The organism is Mycobacterium sp. SMC-4 (assembly GCF_025263265.1).
GTDB lineage: Bacteria > Actinomycetota > Actinomycetes > Mycobacteriales > Mycobacteriaceae > Mycobacterium.
The window spans coordinates 1,635,175-1,655,351 of sequence record NZ_CP079869.1 but is presented as its reverse complement, the minus strand read 5'-3'; the positions used below and the strand labels follow the sequence as shown (position 1 = coordinate 1,655,351).

30 protein-coding genes and 1 tRNA gene are annotated in these 20,177 nt (G+C 66.7%); 10 read left to right on the top strand and 21 right to left on the bottom strand.

The features are described from left to right. Positions 1 to 41: 41 nt before the first annotated feature. From KXD98_RS07910 to KXD98_RS07835, 16 genes are all read right to left on the bottom strand, one after another. Complete coding sequence (locus KXD98_RS07910) at positions 42 to 563, bottom strand: hypothetical protein (protein WP_260763046.1); 522 nt, start codon at positions 561 to 563, stop codon at positions 42 to 44. Positions 564 to 705: 142 nt separating this feature from the next. Next, positions 706 to 1,101, bottom strand: coding sequence for a hypothetical protein (locus KXD98_RS07905; RefSeq protein WP_260763045.1), 396 nt, complete (start codon positions 1,099 to 1,101; stop codon positions 706 to 708). A gap of 8 nt (positions 1,102 to 1,109) precedes the next feature. After that, complete coding sequence (locus KXD98_RS07900) at positions 1,110 to 2,000, bottom strand: ATP-binding protein (protein ID WP_260763043.1); 891 nt, start codon at positions 1,998 to 2,000, stop codon at positions 1,110 to 1,112. After that, entirely contained in the window at positions 2,000 to 2,212 is a 213-nt protein-coding gene (locus KXD98_RS07895) for a hypothetical protein (protein ID WP_260763040.1), read from the bottom strand. Before KXD98_RS07895 ends, KXD98_RS07900 begins: the two co-directional genes overlap by 1 nt. Continuing rightward, positions 2,212 to 2,706, bottom strand: a complete 495-nt coding sequence (locus tag KXD98_RS07890) for a hypothetical protein (RefSeq protein WP_260763039.1) — start codon at positions 2,704 to 2,706, stop codon at positions 2,212 to 2,214. Before KXD98_RS07890 ends, KXD98_RS07895 begins: the two co-directional genes overlap by 1 nt. Next, on the bottom strand, positions 2,703 to 3,053 hold the full coding sequence (locus KXD98_RS07885; RefSeq protein WP_260763037.1) for a hypothetical protein: 351 nt from the start codon (positions 3,051 to 3,053) through the stop codon (positions 2,703 to 2,705). The genes KXD98_RS07890 and KXD98_RS07885 overlap by 4 nt, the downstream gene beginning before the upstream one ends. Next, positions 3,050 to 3,445, bottom strand: coding sequence for a helix-turn-helix domain-containing protein (locus tag KXD98_RS07880; protein WP_260763035.1), 396 nt, complete (start codon positions 3,443 to 3,445; stop codon positions 3,050 to 3,052). The genes KXD98_RS07885 and KXD98_RS07880 overlap by 4 nt, the downstream gene beginning before the upstream one ends. Continuing rightward, a complete protein-coding gene (locus KXD98_RS07875) occupies positions 3,442 to 3,768 on the bottom strand; it encodes a WhiB family transcriptional regulator (protein WP_260765062.1) in 327 nt (108 codons plus the stop codon). Before KXD98_RS07875 ends, KXD98_RS07880 begins: the two co-directional genes overlap by 4 nt. Positions 3,769 to 3,773: 5 nt before the next feature. After that, a complete protein-coding gene (locus KXD98_RS07870; RefSeq protein WP_260763033.1) occupies positions 3,774 to 4,754 on the bottom strand; it encodes a PE-PPE domain-containing protein in 981 nt (326 codons plus the stop codon). 59 nt (positions 4,755 to 4,813) lie between these two features. Continuing rightward, on the bottom strand, positions 4,814 to 5,122 hold the full coding sequence (locus tag KXD98_RS07865) for a hypothetical protein (protein WP_260763031.1): 309 nt from the start codon (positions 5,120 to 5,122) through the stop codon (positions 4,814 to 4,816). A gap of 160 nt (positions 5,123 to 5,282) precedes the next feature. After that, positions 5,283 to 5,585 (bottom strand): DUF4258 domain-containing protein, encoded by a 303-nt coding sequence (locus KXD98_RS07860; protein WP_260763029.1) that lies wholly within the window; start codon positions 5,583 to 5,585, stop codon positions 5,283 to 5,285. Further along, complete coding sequence (locus tag KXD98_RS07855; RefSeq protein WP_260763027.1) at positions 5,585 to 5,809, bottom strand: hypothetical protein; 225 nt, start codon at positions 5,807 to 5,809, stop codon at positions 5,585 to 5,587. The genes KXD98_RS07860 and KXD98_RS07855 overlap by 1 nt, the downstream gene beginning before the upstream one ends. Before the next feature lie 122 nt (positions 5,810 to 5,931). Beyond that, on the bottom strand, positions 5,932 to 6,204 hold the full coding sequence (locus KXD98_RS07850; protein WP_260763026.1) for a hypothetical protein: 273 nt from the start codon (positions 6,202 to 6,204) through the stop codon (positions 5,932 to 5,934). Further along, positions 6,201 to 6,524, bottom strand: a complete 324-nt coding sequence (locus tag KXD98_RS07845; protein WP_260763023.1) for a hypothetical protein — start codon at positions 6,522 to 6,524, stop codon at positions 6,201 to 6,203. The genes KXD98_RS07850 and KXD98_RS07845 overlap by 4 nt, the downstream gene beginning before the upstream one ends. Continuing rightward, positions 6,521 to 7,444: a Rha family transcriptional regulator gene (locus tag KXD98_RS07840; RefSeq protein WP_260763021.1), complete on the bottom strand. Its 924-nt coding sequence runs from the start codon at positions 7,442 to 7,444 to the stop codon at positions 6,521 to 6,523. The genes KXD98_RS07845 and KXD98_RS07840 overlap by 4 nt, the downstream gene beginning before the upstream one ends. Continuing rightward, complete coding sequence (locus KXD98_RS07835; RefSeq protein ID WP_260763020.1) at positions 7,445 to 7,681, bottom strand: helix-turn-helix transcriptional regulator; 237 nt, start codon at positions 7,679 to 7,681, stop codon at positions 7,445 to 7,447. Positions 7,682 to 7,848: 167 nt separating this feature from the next. On the opposite strand from KXD98_RS07835, the gene KXD98_RS07830 reads away from it, so the two are divergent. The 4 genes from KXD98_RS07830 to KXD98_RS07815 all read left to right on the top strand — a co-directional run bounded on the left by KXD98_RS07830 (position 7,849) and on the right by KXD98_RS07815 (position 9,918). Beyond that, positions 7,849 to 8,508, top strand: coding sequence for a helix-turn-helix transcriptional regulator (locus tag KXD98_RS07830; RefSeq protein WP_260763019.1), 660 nt, complete (start codon positions 7,849 to 7,851; stop codon positions 8,506 to 8,508). Between the two features lie 244 nt (positions 8,509 to 8,752). Next, positions 8,753 to 9,187, top strand: coding sequence for an ImmA/IrrE family metallo-endopeptidase (locus KXD98_RS07825; protein ID WP_260763018.1), 435 nt, complete (start codon positions 8,753 to 8,755; stop codon positions 9,185 to 9,187). Beyond that, a complete protein-coding gene (locus KXD98_RS07820) occupies positions 9,169 to 9,426 on the top strand; it encodes a DUF3263 domain-containing protein (RefSeq protein WP_260763017.1) in 258 nt (85 codons plus the stop codon). The genes KXD98_RS07825 and KXD98_RS07820 overlap by 19 nt, the downstream gene beginning before the upstream one ends. A 45-nt stretch (positions 9,427 to 9,471) precedes the next feature. Further along, the gene (locus KXD98_RS07815) at positions 9,472 to 9,918 is read left to right on the top strand and encodes a hypothetical protein (RefSeq protein ID WP_260763016.1); all 447 of its coding nucleotides are present in this window, start codon (positions 9,472 to 9,474) and stop codon (positions 9,916 to 9,918) included. Between the two features lie 10 nt (positions 9,919 to 9,928). On the opposite strand, the gene xerC is transcribed toward KXD98_RS07815, so the two are convergent. The 4 genes from xerC to pgm form a co-directional block, all read right to left on the bottom strand. After that, positions 9,929 to 11,056 carry a tyrosine recombinase XerC gene (gene xerC, locus KXD98_RS07810; RefSeq protein ID WP_260763015.1) on the bottom strand — a complete coding sequence of 376 codons (1,128 nt, stop codon included), beginning with the start codon at positions 11,054 to 11,056 and terminating at the stop codon, positions 9,929 to 9,931. A gap of 76 nt (positions 11,057 to 11,132) precedes the next feature. Further along, a tRNA-Ala gene (locus KXD98_RS07805) sits at positions 11,133 to 11,208 on the bottom strand. A 55-nt stretch (positions 11,209 to 11,263) separates the two neighbouring features. Further along, positions 11,264 to 12,532: an MFS transporter gene (locus KXD98_RS07800; protein WP_260763014.1), complete on the bottom strand. Its 1,269-nt coding sequence runs from the start codon at positions 12,530 to 12,532 to the stop codon at positions 11,264 to 11,266. Further along, complete coding sequence (pgm, locus tag KXD98_RS07795; RefSeq protein WP_260763013.1) at positions 12,529 to 14,163, bottom strand: phosphoglucomutase (alpha-D-glucose-1,6-bisphosphate-dependent); 1,635 nt, start codon at positions 14,161 to 14,163, stop codon at positions 12,529 to 12,531. The genes KXD98_RS07800 and pgm overlap by 4 nt, the downstream gene beginning before the upstream one ends. A 62-nt stretch (positions 14,164 to 14,225) precedes the next feature. On the opposite strand from pgm, the gene crcB (KXD98_RS07790) reads away from it, so the two are divergent. Genes crcB (KXD98_RS07790) through KXD98_RS07780 form a run of 3 tightly spaced genes read left to right on the top strand, consistent with a single transcriptional unit; the run spans position 14,226 to position 16,011 of the window. Continuing rightward, a complete protein-coding gene (gene crcB, locus KXD98_RS07790) occupies positions 14,226 to 14,621 on the top strand; it encodes a fluoride efflux transporter CrcB (protein ID WP_260763011.1) in 396 nt (131 codons plus the stop codon). Beyond that, positions 14,618 to 14,986 (top strand): fluoride efflux transporter CrcB, encoded by a 369-nt coding sequence (crcB, locus tag KXD98_RS07785; RefSeq protein WP_260763010.1) that lies wholly within the window; start codon positions 14,618 to 14,620, stop codon positions 14,984 to 14,986. The genes crcB (KXD98_RS07790) and crcB (KXD98_RS07785) overlap by 4 nt, the downstream gene beginning before the upstream one ends. Further along, entirely contained in the window at positions 14,983 to 16,011 is a 1,029-nt protein-coding gene (locus KXD98_RS07780; protein WP_260763008.1) for a DUF190 domain-containing protein, read from the top strand. Before crcB (KXD98_RS07785) ends, KXD98_RS07780 begins: the two co-directional genes overlap by 4 nt. 44 nt (positions 16,012 to 16,055) lie before the next feature. Here KXD98_RS07780 and KXD98_RS07775 read toward each other — a convergent pair whose 3' ends face one another. Beyond that, the gene (locus tag KXD98_RS07775) at positions 16,056 to 17,027 is read right to left on the bottom strand and encodes an IS481 family transposase (protein ID WP_064898557.1); all 972 of its coding nucleotides are present in this window, start codon (positions 17,025 to 17,027) and stop codon (positions 16,056 to 16,058) included. Between the two features lie 124 nt (positions 17,028 to 17,151). Here KXD98_RS07775 and KXD98_RS07770 point away from each other — a divergent pair, with 124 nt between their 5' ends. Genes KXD98_RS07770 through mbtN form a run of 3 tightly spaced genes read left to right on the top strand, consistent with a single transcriptional unit; the run spans position 17,152 to position 20,176 of the window. Beyond that, positions 17,152 to 17,421, top strand: coding sequence for an acyl carrier protein (locus KXD98_RS07770; RefSeq protein WP_260763007.1), 270 nt, complete (start codon positions 17,152 to 17,154; stop codon positions 17,419 to 17,421). Next, positions 17,418 to 19,004: a long-chain-fatty acid--ACP ligase MbtM gene (gene mbtM / locus KXD98_RS07765; RefSeq protein WP_260763004.1), complete on the top strand. Its 1,587-nt coding sequence runs from the start codon at positions 17,418 to 17,420 to the stop codon at positions 19,002 to 19,004. Before KXD98_RS07770 ends, mbtM begins: the two co-directional genes overlap by 4 nt. Then, complete coding sequence (gene mbtN, locus KXD98_RS07760) at positions 19,001 to 20,176, top strand: mycobactin biosynthesis acyl-ACP dehydrogenase MbtN (protein WP_260763003.1); 1,176 nt, start codon at positions 19,001 to 19,003, stop codon at positions 20,174 to 20,176. The genes mbtM and mbtN overlap by 4 nt, the downstream gene beginning before the upstream one ends. The last annotated feature ends 1 nt before the right edge of the window (position 20,177 follow it).

Genomic DNA, 20,177 nt, shown 5'->3' with positions numbered 1-20,177 from the left:
ATCGGCTCGCCCATTCACGATGGGACGGCATTCGCGTTCCCTCATGAAGCCACCTCGATTCGCGCGAGGTAGTCCAGATCGAACCGCTTATGGCAGCGGACGCAGCGGGGAAAGTAGTGGTCGATGTCGAGGCTGTACGGCCCCTCTTCAGGGTCTGACTTTTCGTTGGGGTCCATATGGTCGTCGGACCAATGCTCTGCGGGGCGAGCGCAGTCGACACAGCTCCAGCTAGCAGCCGGACCGCGCGCCTTCCTCACTCGATAATGCACCGCACCCGAACTGGCCTCCGAGCCAGTCCAGTTGGGACTGTTCTCGCCGCGGCATTCAAAGGATGCGTCTCCGCGTTTTTGAATACGCAGGTAGTGCAGCCGGCACAGATACATCTTTTGGCCGTCGATAGCAGCACGGTTAGTGGTGGCATCAGCTTCGCAGCCATCGATTTCGCAGTGACCTGAGATGTACTCGGGTTCGGCGACGGTGCCGGAGCGTCGGAGACGGTAGTAGTGCAGTTCGCAGTGCTCGCTGTAGGTGCTCCGTACGGAGCTATCACAGTTTTCGACCACGCATACCTCATGCTTTGGTCGGCCATTCGGGGTGCCGTACTTCCTCCACAGCGCCCAATGAGCGCCGCAGTACCCGCGTGCAACGGCAACCTTCAAGCACCCGTCGACGGTGCATGGCGGCTTGGGGCCGATCATCCTGGGCTTAGGCATCTATCGCCTCCGGCATGGTGAGCCGCTCCGCGCTAGGCACCCACTTGTCGAGCGCGCGCATCGCGTCACGCGCAGCCGTGCTGCACACATCGGCTGCTTCCTCGGCCAGCCGCCGCGCCTCTTCGAACTTCTCGCACGCCGCGGCCAGCTGCCGCCGCAGATCGGCGGGGAGCTCGTCCAGTCCCGAGTCAGCGAACCATTCGTCGAAGTCGCCCGGGCCCTCGATTTCGATCCACGGCGCGCTCTGATCGAATGCGTGAATGATCGCATCTCGCATCGCGTCTGCGCAGTCCGGGCAACAGCTGGGTGTGGGCTCCAGCGAGTAGACGACCATCCAGTGACCGCAGTCAGCCATCCACCGCATCAGGGAGCCTTGGCGTTCGGTCATGATGCCGCCTACTGCGGTGCACGACGGAGCCAGCGGGCGCGGTCCTCGATCAGCTCAGCCAGCAGCGTCGGCTGGTTCTCGGCGTCGATGGTCGGCGCCGACCCCATCCGATGCCCGATCACCTCGTCGTAGAGGGCCTTCAGCTCAGAAAGATCCGTCAGCGCGAGCGCGCGCTTGCGGTACTCGGCCACCGTCGGGACCTTCTCGCCGTTCGCCAACCACTCCGCGATCGTCGCCGCCAAATCCTCACCGGGCATGGGAATCACAGCCTTGGTGAGAGTGTGGATACGGGACTTCACCACCGTCAGCGTGTTGTCGTGGTCCAGGTCTCCGACGACGTCGAACTCGTACTCGATTCCTTCGCGCTGCTCGGGTTTCAGGCCGACCTTGCGGGGCACCTTCTTACCGCGCTCGTTCTCCTCGATGACGTACTCGGTCTTCGAACGCATGGTGACGATGACGTGGCCCGGGTAGGCCACCAGGGCGTCGATCATGCGGCGCTCCTCCGGCCGAACCTCTTTCCATCCGGAGAAGCTGTTGCCGCCCTTCGCGCGGCGGTCGGCCTGCTCCAGCATGCCGTCGACACCCATCCAGTAGTGCGACAGGGAATCGACGACGACGCAGCCGTACTCGGCGCCGGCAGCCACGCCGAGAGTGTCAACCAGCGACAGCGGGGAGAAGCTGTCGGGTTGCACGGTGCCGAACTGCCATCCATTCAATCCGACGTACTTAGAGGCGGACCCACGTTCGGTGTCGATCACAGCGAACCGGTCAGCAAGCGCGGCAGCCAGGGTGAGCGCGGTGTACGTCTTCCCGGACCCGGATGGCCCCGACAGTGCGATGCGCGCATGGGAGGCCTCGCGTGTCGCCGGCTTGAAGGAGATCGTCACGCCGCTCATCAGCTGGCCGCCTCCGCGAGGAATGTTGCGCACCAGGGGCATTCGTCTCGCACGTCGAGCAGTGGCAAGCCGGCGACAGCGCGCTCGATCTCCTCAGCGGTGACATCACCGATCTCTCGGCGGCAGCCGTTGCAGCATCGCTGCACGGTCATTGTTCGATGCTCGCGCCCATCGTCGTCGGTCCAGATCCGCGGTGGTGTCTTGGGGCGCATCAGTCGACCTCTGCGGCGAGCTCACGGATCCTGTCAGCCACGACAGCGAGCGGGAACTGTTGCAGGACCGTGAAGATTGCCTGCGCTTCGTCGGTGCGTTTCACATAGGTGCGCACCGACACGATCGGATCGTTCAATTTGACGGCGTCGCACACTTCGCCGTCGTCGTCGACGAGGACACCGTGCTTCTCCGACCGCTCGGCGAGCACCTTCAGGAACGCGGGCCGCACCACCTCCACCACCTCGGTCGGGTAGCGCGCCTTCACCCAGTCCACGAACCCCGCCTCGTCGAGGACAGTGAACGGTTCGTTCGGGCGGCGCTCATAGCGGCCGGTAGTGCCGACCACCACGCCGTCAACGACGCCGCACACCTTCTCCTCGCCGTAGGTGCAGTCGACGATCGCCTTGGCCTCTTTCTCAAGGTCTTCGAGAGCGTGGCGTTGGGCCACGCACAACGCCAGAAGCGTCGCGGCTTCTCTCTGCTGTTTGCTCACAATGCGCCTCCTGGCGGTTCACTCGGGATCGGGCGGTGGATGTCTTGGCGGAATCGGGTGCAGCCGCACGCGGCGTGCTTGCACTTGCCGTGTGGATCTCCGCCGTGGCCACGCCCGCCCGGCACGGCCAGGTAGTGGCCGCATCGGCAGCGGTCGTCGGCCGACGGCCCAAACACCGTCGTGTCGAAACCACAGTCGGGGTCACCGCCCGGCCAGTAGGCGGCGATGATGAGCAGGGCACCGACGACTGCAAGAAGGCAGAACCACGACGCGATGAACGACAACAGCAACGCCCACACCACCGCGCCGATCCCGGACACAACCAGCGCGGCACGGATGGTTGTCATGACACCCTCCGATAGTTGTGCGGCAACGAGTCCCGGTCGAACATGTGGCGCCACCGCATCAACATGGCCGCGTGCTCGACGCACTGTTCTCGGGTCCACACCCGGTCCGGGAAGCGGCGGTGCAGTGTGTGGTAGGAGCAGCCGATCGTGCGGGCGGCTTCGCTGATCGAGCAGCCGTCGTCGAGGAGCCGTTCGGCCTGCCGAACCTGGTCGGCTGTCAGCGGAACCCCGGCTACCGGTTGGGAGGTGCCGGTCGCCTCCCGGACCCGAACCACGGTCCTGCGGGTGATTCCCAGGATTGAGGCGATTTCACGGGCGGAGCAGCCGTTGCGGGTGAGTTCGACGATGCGTTCGCGGCGCATCAGGGTGCGCTCCGAGGTCCTCCTGCTCATACCGCCATGGCCTGCCTGCGTTGGTGCCGCTGGTTTGACGCTCTGCTCGCCGCCGCCTTGCATGCCCGGCATGGGGTTTCACCGCGGCGCCGGTGGGCGTTGTAGCCGCTCTCCGTGCCGTGGCGTGACCATGTCCTGTTGACGACCAGGCCGTCCTCGTCGTAGGCGACCCCACCCCACACCCCGGGGTTGCGGCCCCGCCGCAGCTGGGCGCGCGCGTCGATGACGGGGCAGCGCACGCAGTAGGTCAAGGCATCGCCGTAGCGAGTCGAGTCGAAGAACATTTCCGCGTCGGGCGCTTCGACGCACGCGGCCCGGGACATGTCGCTCACCGCGCACCTCGTTCCGCCCGGTGGGGACGCCGACGATCATCAGAACGGTCAGAGTCCTTGCGCGAATCGCGCGTGAGCTTCTGCGCCTGTTCGGAACGTTCCGAGAGGTTCGCCTTGCGGGACTCCGTAGATGTGCCAGGTTCGTCCTGGCCATCCGGCGTACGGACAGAAGTTGCGGTGAACGCAGGTTCCGATTCGGAATTTCGCGGTGCGGCCGATCGTGAGTCCGGTTCGGTCCATGTCTTCGTCTCCTGCACTTGCGTTTTCGGTTCCATCGTGACGGGCCGGTCGTACGCGGCCTCGATGATCGGGCGATACTTCGCGTCGAGCTCGGCCATGCGTTCCGGCGAGGTGAACCACGCGCGCCAGCGGAGGATCGGCAACACATCGGTGCGGAAATACAACGTCCGGGCGCCGGTGCGCGGGTCCACGTAGACCGAGTCCGGGGCGGTCAAGTCCAGGCCGTTGTAGCCGAACATGTGAACCGCGAGAGACGCATTCGCCACGGCCAGCCAGTTCGACCGATCATGCGGGGCGTCAGCCACAATGTCGTACTGCTTGACGACCGTCGTCACGTTCGACCAGTCACCATCGGGCAGCACCTGCCCGTCGGCGCGGTTACGGCCCTTGTTGCCGTTGCCGACCGTGTTCAGCGAGCCCAGCAGCCACACCTCGACCTGCCGCGCCTGCTCCGGGTTCGACCACACCCACCCCAGCGCGCCGTCAGCGGACAGCGAATAGGCGAACAGCACCCGCCCCGAGCCTGGCACCGCAGCCGACTTCACCTCAGCTGCGGGTGTGGCGGCCCAGCGTGTAATCGCCCGCTGCGCCGACTTCGACGACACCGGCAACGTGTTGAACCGCAACCGCTCACACGGGCACACCTGCAAGGTGCGGTAGTTCGGGCCGGCACCGAAACTGCCGGCCATGACTGCCGTCTGCGCGTCGGACTCGGCGACCGACACGCCAGCTGCCATGAGCCACCCAGCTGCCATGGCGATCAGGGCGCGGTTGACTGCCCGAGCTCGGCGAGGCCTCATGACCGAACCTCGATGCCCTCGCATGCCAGGTAGGAATGCAGCACGGGTGAGGCGGCAACGATCGGGTCGGCCATGTCAGTGGCGACAGCCTCGCCCACGCGCGCCTTCACGCCGGCGCTAATAGCGGCCTCCACCTTCTTATTCAGTTTCCGCCAGTCGGCGGGGCTGATGAACATGCATGCGTCGAACCCGCCGAACGGGTAGATCTGCAGCCGAGCACCTTCATCCCGGATGAAGATGAGCGGTTCACCAGATAACGCCGCGTGCACCATGAAGCTGCCTTGGATATCATCCTGATCTGACATCGGATTTCCTCTCTGTTCGTTCGATGTCTCTGGCGGCCACTCGTTCCAGCGGGTGGCCGCCCAAACTCTTGGGTCCCCGGCCGGGGGAAACACGGGGGCGAGTCTCACCCCGGCCGGGTAGTCGCCGGGCGCACCAGTGGGCCGCAGGCGACGCGATCAGTTACTGGCGGGGGTCCCCGTTGCGTGAGCCGAAACCCACGGTCACGATGACCTTCGCTTTCTCCGACACCACACACATCGCCATGTCACCGACGTGCTTCCTAGTGCCGGACGGATGGTTCGGCCGGCCAGGTCGCGTGAGAGCCTCACGCACCCAGTCGATCTCGATGCGGCGCGCAACCATGCGTGCCGCCGCGTGGCAGGACAGCCGCCACCCATCGATCTCGGGCAGCGCACAGTCCGAGCGGGTGATCTTCGCTTCCAGTCGCCTGGTCCGCCGATCCACCCCCACGGCGTCGCCCATTACCAGCCGCGCTGCCTCATGACCCGGTTCACCGCGGTCTCCCCCACCGGATCCAGGTAGGCGATCGCACGAGCCAGGTCTGGGTTCGCCACAAGCTGGACACGCTGCCGCGGTGACAGGTTCGCCTCGTCGGATAGGAACTCGTGAAACGTCATGCCCTGCCGGCCGATCGCCTTCGCGAAGCGACGCACCAGGCGGTTCACCTTCGACGGCGAGATCACCACCTCGCACTCCCTGAGGGCTGTGTGCGCAGCGCGCACCATCAATTCGAGGTGCTTGCCGGTGAGGGCCGTTCGGCCTGTTGTGGTACCACCGGGTTGGTTGGTCGCGACAGCTGTCGGCGGGCTCATCCCGCCAACCGCCTTCGCGATGTCGGGGTCATGCCTTGGACGCCGGGAATGTCAGGTATCGACATGCGCTGCGGCTCCAGAGCTTTGATGGCCTCGGCGATGTGCTCGTCGGTCATCCGCCACTTCCTGCCCGACTTGTAACCGGGCAGTTTCCCGTTGCGCAGCTGCAGCGACAGCCACTGCACCTTCCCCGGTAGCGGGTTTCCGTGCTCGTCGGCGCCGCAGATCAGCGCTGCCGACTCTTCGAGGCTGTGCGTGACGATGGTCATGCCGCAACCTCCGGCGCCTCAGGTTCAGGCCAGATGATCCGGCTCGACCTCTCGACCACGGCTGTCGCCCCGAACGACTCAATGAGGTCGGCCCGCTTCTTCGCCGTCGCGTAACTCCCCCACACGTGCGTAGTGGTGGGCCACACGAACTCGTCGGTGCCGTGCAACCGGACGTAGTCACCCTGCGGGCGCCACCCCGGCGGCCGCCACCCGGGGGTAGGCATCCACATGTCGGCCTCGGGGTCGCCGATCTGCTCCCACGACCCCTTCGGGTAGGAGACGATCCGCACCCGGTACAGGTACTCGCCGGAGAACTTCACGCCGAATCACCGCCCCGCAGCTCGCGCGGCAACTGAAGGGTGCCGTGCTCGGCGACGTACTTGGTGATCCGCTTCCAGGCGTAGTCCTGGCCGGCCGGGGTCAGCTTCCCCACCGCGTAGGCGTAGCCGTTCTTCGCGGTGTCTTTGTGGGTGAACGACAGCCCGCGGCGCTGCGCCTCGGCAGTCGCGTGGCCGGTGTCGGAACGTTCCCCGCGGATGAACAACCCGATGTGGCCGAGGAACCGCATCACGTCGGCCTGCCGGATCTCGACGTTCTGCTTCGCACCCCAGGCCTGGACCTCGCGGGCGAACTCCTGCCGGTGCACATCGGAGTCTGAGCCGGTGTGCGCCTCAGCCTTGGCGACCAGCGGGGCGTCCCGCTCGATCGCAGCTTCGAGGCACTTCTTCTCCGTGGTGATCGCGGCGATCTGCTCGTCCTTTTCAGCAAGCATCTGGCCGGCCTCGGCGAGCGCTAGTGCAAACCGCTCCTCGCGGGTCTGAGGCGTGGCAGCGCGACGCAGCGCGGAGAACTCGCGGACCAACCGCTTCTTGAAGTCCTTCACCACCGCGTTGTTCCGCATGTAGGTCAGCAACAGGGTCGCGTGCTCCTCATTGAGGATCGCGATCTGAACATCACCGCCGCCATGCTGACCGGCCGGCCTTGGTTGGATTTCAAATCCGACCAAGCCGAACTCCTCGAAGTCGGCGATGTTGTCGCGGATGAGCCGCAGCACCGAGGCGTGCTCGTTCTTCGTGCCATTGGCGACGCGCATCGACGTCGTAGTCGGGGTGCCATCGTCTGCACGCTGCACGATCGGGGTAGTGCGCTCCAACGCAGTGAAGGTGCCAGACGGGGCGCCGGTGTCGGGGATGACGCCATTCACCACGGCGGACTGCTGACGTTCGTCGGCGGCGCCCATCTAGGCCACGTCCTTCTCAGAAGCCGGTCGCTCCAGGACTGAGACTGGCACCCGCAAGGCGTCGGCCAGCTTCTTGGTCACGCGCGGGTTGGGCCAGCGGTCGCCGTTTTCGAGTTGGGACAGATACGGCGCCGAAACCCCAGACTCCCGCGACAGGTCGGCTGAAGCCCATCCAGTGCGCTCCCGGATCACGCGGAGTTCCCGCCAGACCCCGTAAGTGGTGGATCGCTTTCCCATGGTGCGAACGGTAGTGCAAACAAGCGCGAACAGCAAGCATTTGCGCGAAGTAGGTGCGAACATTGCCCTGAGCAGCGATGTTCGAAAATTGCAAACGTGTCATTGCAAAGGTTCACCCGGAGCGCAGAGATGGACTTTGCATCTGTTCGCACGCGAACATGTGAGGCGTGACTGAGCGTGACGACTGGCCTCTTGGGCCGGCACTGAGGGCAGCGCGTGAGCGCGCTGGCATATCCGCACGGAAAGCAGCTGAGCGCACGCGTGGCCTGGTCAGTTCAGGGCGGTGGTATCAACTCGAATCGGGCATCCAGAAAGCGAAAGGCCAGGACGTTCCCATCGGCACGACCGCAGAAACCGTCGTTGCCGCGGCTCTCGCTGTGGGTTGGGACGTCGACGATGCGCTCAGAGTCGCAGGCATGACCGCTTCCGAGGCCACGGTCAGAGCGATCGAGACGAAGATGTTCGGCGCCGAGGTTCGTGCGCCTTATGAAGAGCCGGACTGGCTTCTCTATCTGGAAGCCCTGCTGGAGTACGTCGAGCATCACCAGGAGCTTTCCGTCGGGGAGATCGCAGCGCTCCTTACCGAATGTGAGTACCTCGCGAATAATGCGCTGGAGGCACAGCCGGCGCTCAAGGATGGGATCGACCGATCGATTGCATACGGGTCGAAGCTAAACACCCTCCTGACACAGCTTCGTGACAAGCGACAGCAGCAGGAACACGGGCGCAAGGACGACTATGACCTGGCGGCTCGCGATGCCGGCTCTTCTGAGGGCCGCCGCCGGCGCGAGGAGCAAGATCAGGCCGCCGAGGCGGCCGATGACTGAGCCCACTTGGCGGCTGGCGCTACCGGATTCCGGGTGACATGACGGAGGAAGAATTCATCGACGACTTGATGAATCCTCCGTTCGAGGTGGTACGGAACGCTGTGATGACGGCTCAGCAGCGCCATGATTCCGAATTTGCCGCGCCGCTGCTATCGATGGCCCTCGCATCCTAGCGCGAATCACCACAGTGTAATTCCTGGTCAGAGGCGATTTGTGTCAGACCCGTCTCCTACCGTCCGGTTGCATGGGGAAATACGACCCGTGGGGCGATCTCAACCAGCGCAGCTATCTGACCGTCGACTTCATCGACCTTCCAGGCGGCCGACGCGGCGTGCTCTGCGGCGATGTCATCTTGATCGACCGCCATCAGCTGCAGGTAGAGCGGCGCTGCACACTCGCACATGAACTGGTGCACGACGAGCGCCGCGTCTTCCCGGCTGCGCCGGCGCTGCGGGCACGCGAGGAGACGCTCGTCGAGCGCACCGCGGCGCGCCGGCTCATTGAGCTACCGGACCTCGTGGACGCGCTTCGGGCGTGTTCGACACGGTGCGCCGATGAGCTCGCAGACCACCTGTGGGTCGATCCGCCCATGCTGGCAGCCCGCATGGACAGCCTCGACCCGCTAGAGGTCGCCGAGCTCGAACACCACCTGGAGGACCAGTGGCTCTGGATACCCTGACCGACCTCGAACGAGCGATGCTCGACCTGGAACAGCAGTGGTGGGCCACCGCCGCCGGCAAAGAGGACGGCATCCGCGCGCTGGGGTTGTCGCCGACTCGCTACTACCAGCTGCTCGGTCGGCTGCTGGCCACCGAGAAGGCGGTCGCGTACGCAGCCGTCAGCGTGAACCGGCTACGACGGATCGCCCTCTCTCGTGAAAACCGGCGACCGGGCTACGAAACCATCGGCACGTCCTAGACGCGCGCACTATCGTTTGTCCGAACAGTCACGGGGAGCACGGGGATGGCTGAAGGAAAGGTCGGCTTCGGCAGCGTCGTCGCGCTGCTGATCGCGGTCGGGTGGCTCGGCTCGCAATGCGGCAGCGACAGCAGCCGCGATCGGGAATCGCGAAAGTCCGACACACGCACCACCACGACGAAGAAAGCTCCACCCTCACACCAGGTGATGCCCGGGGACGGTTACCACGACATCGGCGGCGTCGACGGCAAGGACTGGGGCACATGGCAGTCCACCGGCTCTCCACGGCCCTGCGAGTGGTCGATCCGGCTCACGAACCCCTACAGCGGCGCCACCATCCTCAGAGAAGGAAGTGCGAACCCGGGTCAGTCGACCCAGGTCAACATCGCCCCGCCCGGGAAAGTGTCGTCATGGACGGGGATCATCGAGTCCACCGGTGGACGGGTCGTATTCGCGACGCATCACTGCGGTTCATGGCGCCTGGTCAGATGACGCCCGAAGCTCAGCCGCCCAGCATGGCGCCGAGGGCGTCGGCGTTGCCTCGGCCGCTCGATCGGTCCAGGTGCCCATACACGCCTACCGTCGTCGTGATCGATTCGTGGCCGAGGTGCTGCTGCACCGCCGGCAGTGGCCGGCCGGACTGGATCAGCCATGACGCGCACGTGTGGCGCAGGTCGTGCACACGTGGCTTCTTGGTCAGGCCTTGCTCTTTCGCGCGGGCCCGCGCGGGTGTCCAGACGTTGGGGTTGAAGTTGTGGATCCGGACCGGCCCGCCGGCGCCGGGGCGCTTCTTGCTGGGCCCGCCGGCGCCGCTGCCCGGGTTGGTGAACAGCCACTCGCCGGAGTAGTCGAGCTTGGCCAGCACGGAGGAGTGCACGTTGATGGTGCGCACGCTCTTGCGGGTTTTCGGCACGCCGAGGGTGTAGCCGCCGTCGCCGGTCTTCCAGGCGCGCCGGATCCGCACGGTGCCGGCGGCCTGGTCGACGTCGGCGGGCTTGAGCGCGGTGGCTTCCGACCACCGGCATCCTGACGCGACGAGGAACTCGACGAGGGGGCGCCACGGCTCGGTGACGCACGGCAGCAGCAGCTGGAACTCGTCGGGGGTGAGGAACACCATCTCTTCGCGGTCCCAGCGCGGCAGCCGGTTCCCGTCGCACGGGTTGGCTTTGATGTGCCCGGCCGCGACGGCGGCGTTCAGCGCGCCGGCGAGGTAGCCGTGCTTGTTGGCGACCGTCTTCCCGGAAGGCGTGCCGCCGGTCTTGGTGCGCATCCCGTTGATCCAGCGCGCGACGTCGTCCTTCGTCAGTGCCGCTAAGGGGAGGTCCCCCAGCACCGGGCCGATGTCGTTAGCCAGGTAGGAGTTGTAGCGGGCCAGCGTGCCCGGTTCCACGCCGGTCAAAGCCTGGTTATGGCGTTTCAGCCAGGACCGCACCGTCATCGTCCGCTCGGGGGCGGCGACGATCTTGCAGATCTCCAGCGCCTTCTCAGCCCCCACTTTGTGGACGAGATTCTCGAACTGGAGGGCCTGGGCGTGGTCGTCGTAGGACACCGACGTTTCCTTGCCGGCATGACGAAACCGCACTTGAGAGTAGGTGGAGCCGTCCTTGCGTCTCCGGATCCGGATCGACATGCCCGGATTGTATGTGGACCGTCTGACGTGGACCTGGATTGGAACCTTGAGTCCATGCTGGTGAGGACCAGAAATCTGGTGGAGCTAAGGGGATTCGAACCCCTGACCCCCACACTGCCAGTGTGGTGCGCTACCAACTGCGCCATAGCCCCTCAAGTTGTGCCCACCGAAGTTACACCACCACCGGTTGCCGTTCAAAATCGCTGGTCACGGCACCTCGCCACCGGCCTCGGGCCCCAGCGGCCGGGGCTCGGTGTGCTCGTCGGATTGCCGCGGCCGGGTCTCAGGGGCAAAGACCCAGAACACCGCGGCGACGCCCAGGATGATGCCGCTGATCAGGAAGGCCCAGCCGTAAGACGTGTACTGGGCGATCAGACCGACCAGCAGCGACCCGCCGATCGCGCCGAAGTCGGCCATCATCTGGAACGTCGCCACTGCCGTCCCGCCGCGCGACTTGTTGCCCACCACATCGGCGACGGCGGCCTGCTGCGGGGAGATGAAGATGCCGGTCGCCGCGCCGGCGATGTAGGCCGCGGCCAGGAACACCGGCAGCGAGGTGGTGAACCCGACCAGCGCGGTCGACACCGCAGCCAACGCCAGCCCGAAGATCATCAGCTTGCGCCGTCCGAGCCGATCGGACAGATAACCGCTGGGAATGACGACCGAGATGTTGCCCACCGCGAACGCGGTCAGTGCCAGGCCGGCCGCGCCCGGACCGCGACCCAGCACCTCGACGACGAACAGCGGCACCAACGCGATGCGCAGTCCAAAGGATGCCCACCCGGTGGCGAAGTTGGAGAACAATGCGGCGCGGTAGGCCCGGTGCCCGAAGACGGTGCGGAACGGCACCGGAGCTTCGGTTTCGGCTTCGGGCCGGCCGACCACCGGTGAGTTGCGCAAGCTGACGAAGACCACGGTGGCCGCAACCAGCAGCGCGGCACCGTAGATCAGGAACGGCGCCGACAGTCCGAATCCGACGGTCAGACTGCCCAGGATCGGCCCGCCGACCGAGCCGATCATGAAACCGGAGGAGAACAATCCCGCGACACGACCGCGCGCGTCCGGCGGCGAGATCCGGATCATCAACCCAAGCGAGGACACCGTGAACATCGCCGAACCGATGCCGCCCAGCGAACGGAACAGCAATAGTTGCCAATAGGTTTGGGCGAACGCGCAGGCTGCCGTCGACACGGCGACGATGATCAGCCCGCTGATGTAGACGTGGCGCTCCCCGAGTCGCTGGACCAGCAGCCCCGCCGGCGGCGCGCCGACCAGCCGCATGACCGCGAATGCGGTGATGACGAACGTCGCGGCGCTGATGCTGACACCGAAGTGCCGGGCGTATTGCGGCAGCACCGGGGCCACCACGCCGTAGCCCAGCGCCACCACGACGTTGGCGACGACCAGCACCCAGACTTCGCGGGGCAGGCGGCGCTTGCCCTCGGGTTCGCAGTCGCCCTGAGCGGGCGAGGTCACGAAATGACCGCCGTCACCACCTCGCGGGCCGCTGCTTGCACCTCAGCGAGATGGTCTGGCCCACGGAATGATTCGGCGTAGATCTTGTAGACGTCCTCGGTTCCCGACGGGCGCGCGGCGAACCACGCGTTCTGCGTGGTCACCTTCAGACCACCCAGTGGTGCACCGTTGCCTGGGGCGGAGGTCAGTTTCGCGGTGATCGGTTCGCCCGCCAGCTCCGTGGCGGCGACCTGCTCGGGCGACAGTTTGGCCAGTCGTGCTTTCTGCTCTCGATCGGCGGGGGCATCGATGCGGGCGTAGGTGGGCGCGCCGTACCGCTCGGCCAGCTCGGCATAGCGCTGCGACGGCGTCATCCCGGTGACCGCGATAATTTCGGCAGCCAGCAACGCCATGATGATGCCGTCCTTGTCGGTGGTCCACACCGAGCCATCGCGTCGTAGGAACGACGCTCCAGCGCTCTCCTCACCGCCGAAACCGATGATGCCGCCGAGCAGTCCGTCCACAAACCACTTGAAGCCCACCGGCACCTCGACGAGTTCGCGGCCCAGCCCGGCCACCACCCGGTCGATGATCGACGAGCTCACAGCGGTCTTGCCGACTGCAGTCTGCGCGGCCCAGTCGGGCCGATGGGCGAACAGGTAATCGATGGCCACCGCCAGGTAGTGGTTCGGGTTGAGCAGTCCACCGTCCGGCGTGACGATGCCGTGCCGGTCGGAGTCGGCGTCGTTGCCGGTGGCGATCTGATAGGCATCCCGGTTGGCGATCAGTCCGGCCATCGCATTGGGCGAACTGCAGTCCATCCGGATCTTGCCGTCAGTGTCCAGCGTCATGAACCGCCACGTGGCATCGACGAGTGGGTTCACCACGGTCAGGTCCAGGTTGTGTTGTTCGGCGATGGCGGCCCAGTAATCGACACTGGCTCCACCCAGCGGATCGGCGCCGATGCGGATGCCTTGGGCACTGATCGCGTGCAGATCGACCACGTTCGGCAAATCGGCGACATAGGCATCGAGGTAGTCGTGCCGGTGCGCGCTGCGCAGTGCGCGGGCCAGCGGGACGCGCTTGGCCGCGGTGAGTCCGTCCCGCAAGATCTCGTTGGCCCGCTTGGCGATCGCCGCGGTCGCGTCGGTGTCGGCCGGACCGCCGTGCGGCGGGTTGTACTTGAACCCGCCGTCGCGGGGCGGGTTGTGCGACGGGGTGACGACGATCCCGTCGGCCAGGCCGGTCTCTCGGCCCCGGTTGTGGCTCAGGATCGCGTGGCTGATCGCCGGCGTGGGCGTGTAGCGGTTCGCCGAATCCACCATGACCTCAACACCGTTGGCGGCCAACACTTCCAGCGCCGAGGACCAGGCCGGCTCGGACAGGGCGTGGGTGTCGCGGCCGATGAACAGCGGCCCGTCGATGCCTTGGCCGGCCCGGTACTCGACGATGGCCTGGGTGGTGGCCAGAATGTGCGCTTCGTTGAATGCCGCGTCCAGGCTGGAACCACGGTGCCCGGAGGTCCCGAAGCTGACTTGCTGGTCGACATCGTCGGGGTCGGGCGCCACGGTGTAGTAAGCCGTCACCACCGCGGCGACGTCGATGAGGTCCTCGGGCTGCGCCGGCGTTCCGGCACGGGGGTTGGCGGCCATGAGAACGATTCTGCTATGCGTCCTGACACACCACACAACGGCAGGTCGGCATACTGCTCCCCATGGCCCTCGACCGCCGTGAACTGGCCGCTGTGTTCGTCGGCGGCGCGCTGGGCACCCTGGCCCGTGCGGGTCTGGAGGAACTTGCCGTACCCGATCCGTCCCGGTGGCCCTGGCCCACGTTCGCGGCGAACATCGCCGGCGCGTTTCTGCTGGGCTGGCTGGTGACGCGACTGCTCGAGCGCCTGCCGCTGTCGAGCTACCGGCGCCCTCTGCTGGGCACCGGGTTCTGCGGCGGTCTGACCACCTTCTCCACGATGCAGGTCGAGACGCTGAAGATGCTCGAACACGGCCACTACGGGTTGGCGGCCGGTTACACGGGTGCCAGCGTGGCGGTCGGCCTGGTGGCGGTCGCGCTGGCGACCGCGCTGGCCCGCAGGGCCCGGGTACTGCGATGAACACGGTGCTGCTCTGGCTTGGTGTCGGCGTCCTCGGCGGGTGCGGTGCGCTGCTGCGATTCCTGGTCGACCGCACCGTGTCGCGCCGGTCGAGGTGGGCGCTGCCGCTGGGCACCCTGGTGGTCAACCTCAGCGGCGCCTTCCTGCTCGGGTTCTTCGCCGGCCTGGCGTTCGCACCGCACGTGGCCCTGCTGGCGGGCACCGCTTTCGTCGGCTCCTACACCACGTTCTCCACCTGGATGTTCGAGACCCAGCGCCTGTCCGAGGAACGCCAGCTCTGGCCGGCCTTCGCCAACATCGCCGCCAGTGTGGTCCTCGGCCTGGCCGCAGCGTGGTTGGGTCAGCACTGGGGGGCGGGCTGGTGAGCACCGATCTGATGACCTTGACGGCGCGGTTCGCCGAGCGGGACCGCCGCAACGGGCGGTTCCTGGTCGAGGAGATGGTGGAGATGTTCGCCCGGCGGGAATTGGCCACCAGCGTTGTTCTGCGCGGTATCGCCGGTTTCGGGCCGTCCCACCTCGCGCGCACCGACCGGTCGCTGACCCTGTCGGAGGATCCCCCCGCCGTCCTGATCGCCGTCGACGGCGCGCAGGCCATCCCGGCAGTGGCCGACGAGGTGGCCGCCATGATCAGTCGCGGGGTGGTCACGCTGCAGCACGACCGCGCCCAGGCCGGACCCCGCGCCGACACGGCGGCCCGGTTGTCGGTCTACCTCGGCCGTCGGCACCAGCTGGCCGGCAAGGTCGGCCACGTCGCGGTGTGCGAGTTGCTGCACCGTCTGCAGTTCACCGCCGCCGAGGTACTGCTGGGTGTCGATGGCACGATCTCAGGTCACCGCCGTCGCGCCCACTTGTTCGGCCGCAACGCCGACGTACCCCTGCGCGTGACTGCGGTGGGCACTGCAGCCCAACTTGACACTGCCCGCAGCGAATTGGGCCGGCAGCTGCCCACGGCGCCGATCACCGTTGACCCGGTGGTGGTGTGCCGGTCCGGCGGGCACACCGTGGCCCCGCTCCCGGAACCGGGCGATTCCGGATACCTCAAACTGATCGTGCGCACCGCCGAGGACACGCTGCATGACCGCCGCCCCATCCACCGCGGACTGATCGCGCGACTGATGCAGGCGGGTCATGTGGGTGGCGCGACCTCGGTTCGGGGCATCTGGGGGTTCCACAACGGTGCGGTACCGCACGGGGATGGTTTTCTGAGCCTGACTCGCCACGTCCCGGTGGTCACCAGCATCATCGACACCGCAGCCAACATCGCGCGCAGTTACCCCGTCGTCGAGGAGCTCACCGAGCGTGAGGGCCTGGTCACTTGCCAGCACGTCGACGCTGCGGTGACCCGGGACAACGGCCAGGGCCGCGGAAGCCTCGGACCAGCGGGGTAAGCGTAGCCTACCTTTACTAGGTGTTGTGACCTGACACGTTGTTGTCAGGCGGCGAGTCGGCTGATGGGTGGGTGTCCGCCGAGGGCGGAGTGGCCTCGTTGAGTGTTGTAGCGGTGTAGGAATCGGTCAAGTCCTCGTTTTCGTAGGCTGTTGGATGTCCAGGGGCGGGCGTAGGCCCATTCGTTGAGCAGGGTGCGGTTGAAGCGTTCGGCTTTGCCGTTGGTCCAGGGGCAGCCGGGTTTGATGAACCGGCGTTTGAGTCCCCAGGCCGTGCACACCCAGCCCCAGTTGGTGCCGTGTCGGTAGACCATGGCGTTGTCGGTCAGCAGCCGACGCACCCGCACACCGTGGCTGGCGAACCATTCCAACGCTCGGTGCAAGAATCCCGCGCAGGTCAGGTCTTTCTCGTCGGTGAGTACCTCGCTGTAGGCCAGCCGGGTGTGGTCGTCGATGGCGGTGTGCACGTAGTCGTAGCCGATGCGGGTCTTCTTGTGCCGGTTGGCCACTGACACCGCGGCGTCGCGGCCGTGCAGGCGCCACCCGCCGCCTTTGGGGATGCGGCCCAGCTTCTTGACGTCGACGTGGACCATTGATCCTGGGGTGCGGTGCTCGTAGCGGTTGGGGCTGCGCCGCGACGAGCGCACCGGCTCACCGGTGATCGGGTCGATTGCACTCAAATGCGGTACCTGGTGACGCGCCAGGATCCGTCCCACCGTCGAGGCGTGCATCCCAAGTTCAGCAGCCAGCATGACTGCGCCACGCTTGCGGCGTCGCCGCGCGGCGAGCACCTTCTTCTCGACTCGGTCGCTGGTGCGCCGGGGCATCCGGTGCGGACGCGAGGACCGGTCAGCGAGGGCTTCGTCACCACCTTCGGCGTATCGGCGCAGCCACTTGTAGACCGTGGCCCGCGAAATTCCCAGTTGTTCAGCAACCTGCGCGGGCGGCCAGCCGGCCGCGACACGCTCCACGATCAAGCGACGTGCGAACAGGTTGGTACGGGCGTTAGCGTGAGACACGAGGACCTCCTACGGGTGAATGCCAGACACATCCACTCCGTCAGGAGGTCCTCCCCATTTCAAGCAGGCGCGCCGTCAACAACCTCTCAGGTCACGACAACTAGGCCGTGTAACCTTCCGCCGCATGGAGACCCCATCTTCGCCACCCCCAGGAGCCCTGACTGCGGCTCTCGCCGAGATTCTGCGCGACGACCTGAACGTCGACGTCAGCCGGGTCACCCGGAACTCCCGCCTGATCGACGACGTGGGTCTGGACTCGGTGGCGTTCGCGGTCGGCATGGTCGCCATCGAGGACAAGATCGGGGTCGCGTTGTCCGAGGAGGACCTGCTGACCTGCGATACGGTCGGCGACTTGGAGGCCGCAATCCTGGCGAAGGTTCCCGCGGACCAGTGAGCACCCTGGCCGCCGCGCTGTCGGCGTCGATGACGTCCTCGCCCCGCGACCTCGTGCTGTTCGACCGCGCGACGTCGACCTGGACGCGTCACCCGTGGCAGGAGGTGCACGCGCGGGCGGAGAACATCGCCGAACGGGTGGGCCAGGGCGCCGACGGCGCGGTGGGCCTGGTCGGCGAGCCCTCGGTCGAGTTCATCGCCGCGATCCAGGGCGCCTGGCTGGCCGGCCGGCCGCTGTCGATACTGCCGGGACCGGTGCGCGGCGCTGACCCCGACCAGTGGGCCCGCGCCACCGCCGGGCGGTTCGCCGGCATCGGGGTGACCCATGTCGTCACCCCGGAGTATCGAGAACTTCTGTCCGCCAACAGCTCTGAACTGACGATCCACGACGCGGCGACCATCGGCAGCGCACAGCGCTCCAGCACACTGACCGCACGCGCGGCGCCGGAGGGGACCCCGGCGGTCCTGCAGGGCACCGCCGGATCGACGGGCAGCCCGCGCACCGCGCTGCTGTCCCCCGATGCGGTACACAGCAACGTCTCCGCGCTGCAGGCGCACACCAGGGTGGACCCCGGCAGCGATGTCGGATGCAGCTGGCTGCCGCTGTACCACGACATGGGGTTGACGTTCCTGCTGTCCGCGATGCTGTCGGGCGCGGAGATCTGGCTGGCACCGACCGCGGCGTTCGCGGCGTCGCCGTTTCGCTGGCTGAACTGGCTGTCGGAGAGCCGCGCCAGCCTGACCGCCGCACCCAACTTCGCCTACACGGTGCTCGGTCGCTACGCCCGCCGGGTCTCCGACGTCGACCTGTCCCGCCTGCGGTTCGCCATCAATGGCGGCGAACCGATCGACTGTGAGGGCTACCAGCTGTTCCTCACCGAGATGGCACGCTTCGGCCTGGACCCGCACGCCGCCGCCCCCAGCTACGGACTTGCCGAGTCGACCTGCGCGGTGACCGCGCCGTTGCCCAACACCGGCCTGCTGCTCGACCAAATCGTCGATCCGGCAACCGATTCGGTGAAGCAGCATGCGATTCTGGGCCAGCCGGTGCCAGGTATGCAGATCCGCATCAACCCTGCTGAAGACCATGCCGGCCCCGGTGATCGGGAGATCGGCGAGATCGGCGAGATCGAGATTCGTGGTACGTCGATGATGTCGGGCTACCACGGGCTGCAGTCCCTGCAAGCCGGTGAATGGTTCCCCACCGGGGACCTGGGCTACCTGACCGACTCCGGACTGGTCGTCTGCGGCCGCATCAAGGAACTCATCACTGTGGCCGGACGAAACATCTTCCCCAGCGAGATCGAACGCGTCGCCGCTGGGGTGCGTGGGGTGCGCGAGGGCGCCGTGGTGGCGGTGGGCAGCAGCGGCGATTCATCGCGCCAGAGCCTGGTGATCGCCGCGGAGTTCCGCGGTCCCGACGAGGCCGGGGCGCGCACCGAGGTCATCGCGCGGGTGGCTTCAGAGTGCGGTGTGGTGCCCGCCGATGTGGTCTTCCTCGCCCCGGGTTCGCTGCCGCGGACCTCCTCGGGCAAGTTGCGACGACTGGAAGTCAAGCAGAACCTGGAGGCCGTACGCGCGTGACCACCTCTGCCGCACTCGACGTCGGAGGTTACCGCGAGCTTCTCGGGCAGGTCTTCGACGACACGATCACCGAATGGACCGCAGCCGCCGAGAGCTCGGAACGCTTCCCGCGCAAGCTCATCGAGCACCTCGGCGCCCACGGGGTGTTCCGCAGCAAGTGGGGTGACCCCGAGGGTGGACAGCACCCCGATGTCGCCAAGCTCGTCGAATTGGCCTACCGGCTGGGCCATCTCGGTTCCGCCGGAATCGGTGTGGGTGTCAGCCTGCACGACTCTGCCATTGCGATCTTGCGACGCTTCGGCAAGTCCGACCATCTCAAGACGATCTGTGAACAGGCCATCGACGGGCAGGCGGTGCTGTGCATCGGCGCATCCGAGGAGTCCGGTGGATCGGACCTGCAGATTGTCCAGACCGAAGTTCGTTCTGCCCGCGATGGTTTCGAGATCCGCGGCATCAAAAAGTACGTGTCGCTGTCCCCGATCGCCGATCACATCATGGTCGTGGCCCGCAGCGTCGACCACGACCCCGACAGCCGGCACGGCAACGTGCTGGTGATCGCGGTGCCCACCAGTCAGGTCGAGGTCCAGACGCCCTACCGCAAGGTCGGGGCGGGACCGCTGGACACCGCCGCCGTCCACATCGACACCTGGGTACCCGCCGATCATCTCATCGCCCGCCCGGGTACCGGCCTGGCCGCGATCTCGTGGGGCCTGGCCCACGAACGGATGTCGATCGCCGGTCAGGTCGCGTCGTCATGTCAGCGGGTGCTCGGCATCACCCATGCGCGCATGGTGACACGCCGGCAGTTCGGGGCCACGCTGTTCGAGCATCAGGCGCTGCGAATGCGCATGGCAGACCTACAGGCCCGGGTGGACCTGCTACGCCACGGCCTCAACGGCATCGCCGCGCTGGGCCGGCTGGATCTGCGCGCCGCGGCGGCGGTGAAAGTCACCGCCGCTCGTCTCGGTGAAGAGGTGCTCTCCGAGTGCATGCACATCTTCGGCGGGTCGGGGTACCTGGTCGACGAGACCCCGCTGGGCCGTTGGTGGCGTGACATGAAACTGGCCCGGGTCGGTGGTGGCACCGACGAAGTGCTGTGGGAACTGGTGGCTGCGGCGATGCGGCCCGATTTCGACGGGTATGCCGAGATGATCGGTGACCCACCAGCCTGAC